This is a genomic window from Gilliamella sp. Nev3-1 (genome assembly GCF_001690435.1).
GTDB lineage: Bacteria > Pseudomonadota > Gammaproteobacteria > Enterobacterales > Orbaceae > Gilliamella > Gilliamella apicola_C.
On sequence record NZ_LZHN01000015.1, the window covers coordinates 1 to 8,144 of the forward strand.

The window sequence follows — 8,144 nt, forward strand, 5'->3', positions numbered from 1 at the left end:
TGGATTTTATTTTCCCTTGAATTAACGACTTATTAATCACATTCCCAACAAAAACGCTGAACAAGGGTTCTATTTTATTTAAATCTAAATTCTGCCATGCACCATCTGAATTGAAAATATCATAAAAGCGCATTTCAGGGCTGGTTAGCATCTGTCCAATTGTGTATAAATTATCACGTAATTGGATATTGACTAGATCATTTTTCTTCCAAACAACACGTTTAGCCATAATTAGCATCGACCTCTTTTTTTAGGAACACGCTTTCGATCCCGCTAATAGGTTGGGGTATCATCGTATAGCAGAATTTCCCAGTATCTTTGATGGCAATCGCTTCAATTCTGTTGGTGCAATCATAACAGTAGTCGGTCTATCCCTGTTTGTTGTGTTTTTCGCCTACTAGCAGATCGGGGGAAAATGATTAATTCATTAATTGTAGACACCAATCTCTTCCGCTTTGGCAATTAACTCATCTTGCAATGAACCTTGTATTTCATCTCCATCATACTCAAGAATGAAATCACCACTAATATTAGGAGGAAAACATGAACCATCTATGGTGCCAAAAATTGTTGACATTGTATCTATCATTACTATACGCAGAAAATTAAAAATCTTTTCTTGGTCTTTATCTGATAGCTTTGCGATAATACTTCTTGCTCTTGCATAAGGATCATTATCGTTTGTAGATTTACTCGGATCACTTAAATGAATTTTATAATATTCAAGTGTATCATCCAAAAGCATAGATAAAAGTGAGGTAACTACTAATTCATCTTTTCCTATTTTATTCATTTAACAACCTCCTTTTCCATTAGGTTTTACTGTATTCATTTCTGGATATATTTCTTTATTTTTGGTGATTAATTTCTGAAAAGCGCTATTGGGTATTTGTGGGTAAACTCTTTTTAGCTAACGTATATCTCTAGCTAATAGTGCAAATAATACCGAAATTTGCACAATTTGACGAGACCCAAATTTAGACATTAATATCCCGGATATAGGCATCATAAATAATGCGCCAAGACCAAAAGTAAGAATAAAATAACCAATTACTTCGTCCGTGACATTAAAACGTGGTGCAAATTATGCAATTTGAATCGCCCAAGCGCCAGTTATAAATCCATTGTAAAATAATACAGTAACAGCACATCTTGCTCTTGATTCTATTTTTATTTCCTTTATCAATTCTCTATAAAAACTTCATGATCGCGATCCAACGAGATACTGTAATCGCCATTATCTTGTTTATTTACTTTAACTTCCAAAAAATTAGCTATTGCAGTTTTAGCACCATGCTTGATAAGTATTGTTTCTCCGATACCTACGCAATATGCACCGGCTTCAACAGCAGAGGTAACGCCACTAATTGAGTCCTCAAATACCAGTGTTTTATTGGGAGGTAGCATTAAACGTTTCGCACCTAAAATATACGGATCAGGGAATGGTTTACCACGAGACACATCATCACGCTCTACAATCACGGAAATACAGTCTTTAATCTGAAGCATATCCATGATCCTGTCAATTTTTTCTCGCCAGCCACTCGTCACTATTCCTACTCTTATTTTTGCAGCTGACAAAGCTAATATTAACTGCGCAACGCCGGGAATAGGCTCATAGTCAGCAGTATTTTCAGCATGAATAATATAGGCCTGTACTTTTTTTTGGTCATCTATTGGCAGGTGGCCAAAAAGCGCCTTTATTGTGTGCGGTCCTGGTTGGCCGTGAATATGATTTACTATATCACTATCAGTAACTTTGATTCCGTATAAAGCGCCGGCTTCAATCCAGGCTCCTTCAATAACAGTATTGGAGTCGATAAGTACACCATCCATATCAAATAAAACACCGGAAATTTTTTCTCTTGCATTACTCATAATTTTTTATCCTTTTGAGTTTAAAATAGGTGCAGCAACAACTATTTGCCCTAATGAAATTCCACCATCATTAGTTGGTACTAATTTATGGCTGTATGGTTTTAAATCAATTTTTTCTAAATGATCTATTGTATTCATGAGAATGAATTCATTACAAAAAACACCACCGCTTAATACAATTTGATTACACCCTGTCTTAGAAGCTAATTGTTTACACACAGTTTTAATTATTTCTACAATAGTGGAATGGAAACACCGGCTAATTTCTGACAAGTTCGGTTCTGTGCTTAGGAGAGCAAAAGTTATCTCTTTTATCATTGGTCTATAATCAATTTCAATATGACCATCCTTATCTTCAAGTCTGAACTTAAATGGTTTAACCATGTGCAAATCGCGTTCTAAAAGCGATTCTAACTCAATTGCTGCTTGCCCTTCATATTCAACGTTAGTGCAAACTCCCATTAACGCTGATACACCGTCAAAAAGTCTGCCAATACTACTTGTTGCAGCTGAATTGATTTTTTGTACCGACATTTTAGTAAATACATTCCTTTGTTGTTCAGACAACAAATTTAATGCTGGTATATCAAGCAAATCAAAATTATCACCAAAAGTTTCTGTCAACAGAGATACAGCAATGCGTAAAGGCTCTTTAATGGCTTTGTCTCCGCCGATTAATCGAATCGTTCGGAGACAAGCTGCTCTTGAAAAATTTTCAAAATCACCTATTAGAAATTCACCACCCCAAATACTCCCATCTGTACCATATCCAGTCCCATCAAAGATTACACCAATAGTTTGACCCAATAATCCATTTTCAGCCATACATGAAGCCATATGAGCATGATGATGCTGGACCTGAATAACTTTCGTATTTAACTGATTTAAAGCTGTTCGTGTTGAACGAAACATTGGATGCAAATCACAGGCAATAGCATTTGTTTCTATACCTAGAAGTTTTTTTAAATGAGAAATACAATCTTTATGTGAGTCGAAAGTTAAGTCATTTTTAAGATCACCAATATGTTGACTCATAAAAACTTGTTTATCTTTTGAAAGGCTAATTGTTGTTTTCAATTCAGCACCCAATGCAGTAATTGAGCCAACTTCATATGCTAGATGAATCGGGTAAGGCGCATAACCTCTTGAACGGCGCAGAAATAACATCTGGTTTTTATCCTTTTTTTCATTAATCATAATACGAGCAACCGAATCATCAACGCGTGTATGAATATCACGATTGTTTAAAATGAAGTAATCTGCAATTTTACCTAATTGTTCTACAGCAGTTTTATTATCATAAACGATAGGATAACCTGATAAATTACCGCTAGTCATTACTAAAACAGGCATTGTAGGGTCTTCAAGTAACAAATAATGTAGCGGTGCGGACGGTAGCATTACCCCTATATTTGGATTGTGTGGAGCAACATCTTCCAAAAATTTAACTTTACGTTTTTGTAATAACACAATTGGACGTTGCGGGCTTTCCAAAAGAATTTTTTCTTCAAACTCTACGGTCGCAAAATTGTTGATGTTATCTACATTTTCAGCCATAACAGCAAAGGGTTTTGCATCTCTTTTCTTTCGTTTTCTCAGTTCTTTAACTGCTGAAGTATTTGATGCATCAACTACTAAATGAAATCCTCCTAAACTTTTTATTGCAACGATTTTGCCCTCTTTTAACTCTTTAATAGTAAAACGGACGATATCATCAGTGGATATAGGTTTGCCTGAATGATCAACCAATTCTAGTTCAGGTCCACATATCGGACATGCATTTGGTTGAGCATGATAACGTCTATCATCAATATTATTATATTCATGCTGACAGGATGGACACATTTTAAACGAACTCATTGTACTTTGACTACGATCATAAGGCATATCTTTAATTATGGAATATCGTGGTCCACAATTGGTACAATTTATAAAAGCATATCTGTAACGAATATTTTCAGAATCCCTCATTTCTGATAGACAATCATTACACACGTTGGAATCAGGAGGTATAATTGTATTCATATGGTCAAGCTGAAGACTTTTTCTAATGCTAAATGTTTGATAGCATTCATTATCAACTTGATCTATTATTGTTATATTTATTATTCGAGCTAGCGGAGGAGGCGTTGAGACTAATTCGTTCATCATTAATGCAATATTATCATTTGATGATTGTAATTCAATCAGTACACCTTCAGAGTCATTCAATACCCATCCATTAACGCCATAATTCTTGGCTAATCTATGAACAAAGGGGCGAAATCCTACCCCTTGGACAATACCGCTTACACGATAACGTTTGGTTACTTTCTCAACAGAGCCTTGGAAGTTCTGCACCATATAATTCCTCAATAGTAATTTGAGTACCGTCAGATTCAATCATGCAAACTTTTGGTTGTCCTACTCGCATAACTTCCCCAATAATTACAGCTTTCTCCCCAAAAGGATTTCTCTTAAGTATAGCGAGAACACTTTCCGCGGCATCAGGTTCAACAAACAGACATAAACAGCCCTCATTGGCTAAATTGATGATATCCACACCTAACATATCTGCGGCCATAGCTGTTTCAAGTTGAATTGGTAATGCAGCTTTTTCAATAACTATTTCACAATTTTGTGAACGAGCATGTTCATGAAGAACAGCTGATAGCCCCCCTCTTGTAACGTCTCTCATTGATGCAATTTTACCTTCTGGTACATTATCAAATATCTCTTGAATCATTTGATTTAGAGGCGCACAATCGCTTAGTATATCACGTTCAAATCCCAACCCTTCGCGCATTGATAATAAATGAATAGAATGGTTCCCTATATATCCACTTAAAATAATTTTCTGTCCTGGTTTTACATTTTTGATTGAAACAGGTGAATGCTCAAATATCCCAATGCCGGCAGTGTTAATAAAAAGCTTATCAGCTTCGCCTTTTCCAACAACTTTAGTATCGCCAGCTACAATTTTGACATTAGCAGATCTGGCGGTATCGCGGATAGATTCAATGATTTTAAACAATTCAGACATTGGCATACCTGCCTCTAAAATAAGACTAAGAGTTAAATAAAGTGGCTTTGCACCACTTACGGCCAAATCATTAACAGTACCACACACTGCAATTTTGCCAATATCACCATTGCCGAAAATTAAAGGGGTTACGACAAAAGAATCTGTCGTAAATGCAACTTTGCTAGTAGGTAAATTTAATGATGCGCTATCTTCCATTGCTCCAAGATAAGTATCATCGAGGATATAAGCAATTTTCTCAACCAGCTCTCGACTTAATTTTGCTCCAGTACCATGATCTAGAACAACAACCTCTTCATTTGACTTTATAATGTTCATTTTTAGCTCCATTAACTGCGTTCCGGCAAATCATCTTGCTTCTCTAGAAGAGCTAAAATTTCAGAAGATGAAGCTACTGTCGCGCAATAATTTGCCAGCCATTCTAAAGCACGATTGGTATCATCTATGGAAGGAGCAAAAACACCATCACTTGGAACCCATACATTGTACCCTCTAAAATAAGCATCAGCTGCCGTTGTTTGAACACAAACATGAGTTTGCAAGCCTGTAACAATCACTGAATTAACACCAAGTTTTTTTAGAATACCATCAAGGTCATTGTTGTAAAAACCAGTATCTCGTCCTTTTACTACAACAATATCTGAAGGATGACTTATTGTCTTCAATATCTGATTTTCTGGTATTCCAGCTAAAGCTGGAATACCACCTTCTCGATTTTTATATCTTTTTTGCACTGCTGGATCATTGGGATCATTAATCAACTGTAAATGTATAACTTGATGATTTAGATTCCTGATACCGTTTAAAAATTCATTAAATTTAGTAAGTTTTTCTTCCAGTTCTTCAGGTGATTTTGATATTTTGTAGGTAAATTCATATTGCAAATCATTAGTTAATAACGCTACTTTGGGCATGACGTCTATCTCCATGCAAAATTGAACTTTCTTAAATATAAACATTTGAGGAAGTTGTGTATAATGAAAAAAAAATCAGTTATTGATAAACATTTGGAATGGATATGAATATCGACATCCGACTGCTTAAAGCATTTATAACACTGGCTGAAACTAAAAGTTACCGCCTCGCAGCTGAAGCTTTGTTTATAACTCAACCTGCATTGACAAAACAAATTCAAGCTTTAGAAAGAATTATTGAAATGAAACTTTTTATTAGAGGTCGGAATGGAGCAAAATTAACATATATTGGAGAAAAAATATTTCTCGAAGCGCAAATACTTTTAAAGTATTACAATCATTTTTTTATCACAGCCAGTGATATTAAGAAGAATGCACATAACCATATATTAATTGGATTTGGTATTTCGTCATTCCAAAATGTACCTAAGTGGATTCATGCCTTTTCGGATAAATATCCTGAATATGAAGTTATTACCAGACAAATTCCATCTAGTACTCAAATTAAGATGTTGATGCAAGGTGAATTGGATATTGCCTTTGCTCGAATGCCGGTACACGATTCTCTAAATTCAATAATTCTATCTAAGGAACGGATCGTTCTTGCTGTGCCGGCTGACGTTGAAGTTAATTCCTCTAATCTTAATTATGTAATCGAAACACACTCTTTATTGCACATAAAGCCAAACTTAGCACCTTGTTTGGCTGAACAAACTAAAATGATGCTTGACCATATGAATATATTTTCAAATCCCGTATCAGCCACCAGTGATCTTTCGTCTCTTTTAGCGTTAATTGCAGGTAAAAATGGGGTTGCCTTTGTTCCGGCAAGTGTCCGTCATTTTTTACCGAAAGGCGTTAAACTCATTATCCCTGAATTTGAACAACCAGGGTGGGATATTGCTATGGTATGGAACCCAAAGATTCGTAATGAAAAAAGAGATCTGTTTTTAGAAATGGTTAAAACAATTGTAACTACCCCCTAAAATAGTGCAGCAAAAAAGTAGAAAATTCTCTATGATAAAAGTAAAAGGGGGGTAATTATGTTGGGGTTTTGGTTTCTTTATCTTTGTTTTTTTGATAATCATTCAGTTAAATAAAAAAGGGTAATTCCGTTTTCTTTTGATTATCTGCTTAACGAAGTGGTTCTGGTAGGCGGCGTGTCAGGGGACGCAATTTTTCTCTGTCATCCCATAAATCAGGGAATACTTCAAATTTCAGATCATCACGGTTAATACCTGTATCAAAATAGCGACAGAGGCGGTCTCGTAAATCTACATCACCCCACATATTAGTCATCTCATATTGTTCAATAAGCTTTCTATCTTGTGGAAGCGTTAAATCTTCTTTGATAATTGGTGCTCTAGTTGTACTTAAAATGCCATCAGCATCAGGAACAAGATCTATTAATTTTCCTCCTAAAAAATGAAAATTAAATTTGTCACCTTTGTAATGATCTCCATCCAAAATAGTATAGGCATCAATCCAATATCTTTCGCTAGGCTTTGAACTGGGTATTACTGTAATGGATTTTATTTTCCCTTGAATTAACGACTTATTAATCACATTCCCAACAAAAACGCTGAACAAGGGTTCTATTTTATTTAAATCTAAATTCTGCCATGCACCATCTGAATTGAAAATATCATAAAAGCGCATTTCAGGGCTGGTTAGCATCTGTCCAATTGTGTATAAATTATCACGTAATTGGATATTGACTAGATCATTTTTCTTCCAAACAACACGTTTAGCCATAATTAGCATCGACCTCTTTTTTTAGGAACACGCTTTCGATCCCGCTAATAGGTTGGGGTATCATCGTATAGCAGAATTTCCCAGTATCTTTGATGGCAATCGCTTCAATTCTGTTGGTGCAATCATAACAGTAGTCGGTCTATCCCTGTTTGTTGTGTTTTTCGCCTACTAGCAGATCGGGGGAAAATGATTAATTCATTAATTGTAGACACCAATCTCTTCCGCTTTGGCAATTAACTCATCTTGCAATGAACCTTGTATTTCATCTCCATCATACTCAAGAATGAAATCACCACTAATATTAGGAGGAAAACATGAACCATCTATGGTGCCAAAAATTGTTGACATTGTATCTATCATTACTATACGCAGAAAATTAAAAATCTTTTCTTGGTCTTTATCTGATAGCTTTGCGATAATACTTCTTGCTCTTGCATAAGGATCATTATCGTTTGTAGATTTACTCGGATCACTTAAATGAATTTTATAATATTCAAGTGTATCATCCAAAAGCATAGATAAAAGTGAGGTAACTACTAATTCATCTTTTCCTATTTTATTCATTTAACAACCTC

Annotated in this window: 8 protein-coding genes and 1 pseudogene; 1 reads left to right on the forward strand and 8 read right to left on the reverse strand. The window is 35.2% G+C overall.

Features of this window, described 5'->3' with window-relative positions; genetic code table 11:
- The 6 genes and pseudogenes from A9G40_RS03185 to A9G40_RS03210 form a co-directional block, all read right to left on the reverse strand.
- Positions 1 to 229, reverse strand: a pseudogene (locus A9G40_RS03185) (hypothetical protein); the annotation flags it as partial.
- A 198-nt stretch (positions 230 to 427) separates the two neighbouring features.
- A complete protein-coding gene (locus A9G40_RS03190; RefSeq protein ID WP_065581867.1) occupies positions 428 to 793 on the reverse strand; it encodes a hypothetical protein in 366 nt (121 codons plus the stop codon).
- 389 nt (positions 794 to 1,182) lie between these two features.
- Complete coding sequence (locus A9G40_RS03195; RefSeq protein WP_065581868.1) at positions 1,183 to 1,878, reverse strand: HAD family hydrolase; 696 nt, start codon at positions 1,876 to 1,878, stop codon at positions 1,183 to 1,185.
- A gap of 6 nt (positions 1,879 to 1,884) precedes the next feature.
- Positions 1,885 to 4,221 carry a carbamoyltransferase HypF gene (gene hypF / locus A9G40_RS03200; RefSeq protein ID WP_065581869.1) on the reverse strand — a complete coding sequence of 779 codons (2,337 nt, stop codon included), beginning with the start codon at positions 4,219 to 4,221 and terminating at the stop codon, positions 1,885 to 1,887.
- Positions 4,193 to 5,218: a hydrogenase expression/formation protein HypE gene (hypE, locus tag A9G40_RS03205; RefSeq protein ID WP_065581870.1), complete on the reverse strand. Its 1,026-nt coding sequence runs from the start codon at positions 5,216 to 5,218 to the stop codon at positions 4,193 to 4,195. The genes hypF and hypE overlap by 29 nt, the downstream gene beginning before the upstream one ends.
- Before the next feature lie 11 nt (positions 5,219 to 5,229).
- Positions 5,230 to 5,814: a cysteine hydrolase gene (locus tag A9G40_RS03210; RefSeq protein ID WP_065581871.1), complete on the reverse strand. Its 585-nt coding sequence runs from the start codon at positions 5,812 to 5,814 to the stop codon at positions 5,230 to 5,232.
- 104 nt (positions 5,815 to 5,918) lie between these two features.
- Between A9G40_RS03210 and A9G40_RS03215 the strand changes: the two genes are divergently transcribed.
- Positions 5,919 to 6,800, forward strand: a complete 882-nt coding sequence (locus A9G40_RS03215; protein WP_065581872.1) for a LysR family transcriptional regulator — start codon at positions 5,919 to 5,921, stop codon at positions 6,798 to 6,800.
- A 148-nt stretch (positions 6,801 to 6,948) separates the two neighbouring features.
- Here A9G40_RS03215 and A9G40_RS03220 read toward each other — a convergent pair whose 3' ends face one another.
- Both A9G40_RS03220 and A9G40_RS03225 read right to left on the reverse strand, forming a co-directional pair.
- A complete protein-coding gene (locus A9G40_RS03220; protein WP_065581873.1) occupies positions 6,949 to 7,569 on the reverse strand; it encodes a hypothetical protein in 621 nt (206 codons plus the stop codon).
- Between the two features lie 198 nt (positions 7,570 to 7,767).
- Positions 7,768 to 8,133, reverse strand: a complete 366-nt coding sequence (locus tag A9G40_RS03225; RefSeq protein WP_065581867.1) for a hypothetical protein — start codon at positions 8,131 to 8,133, stop codon at positions 7,768 to 7,770.
- Positions 8,134 to 8,144 lie beyond the last annotated feature (11 nt).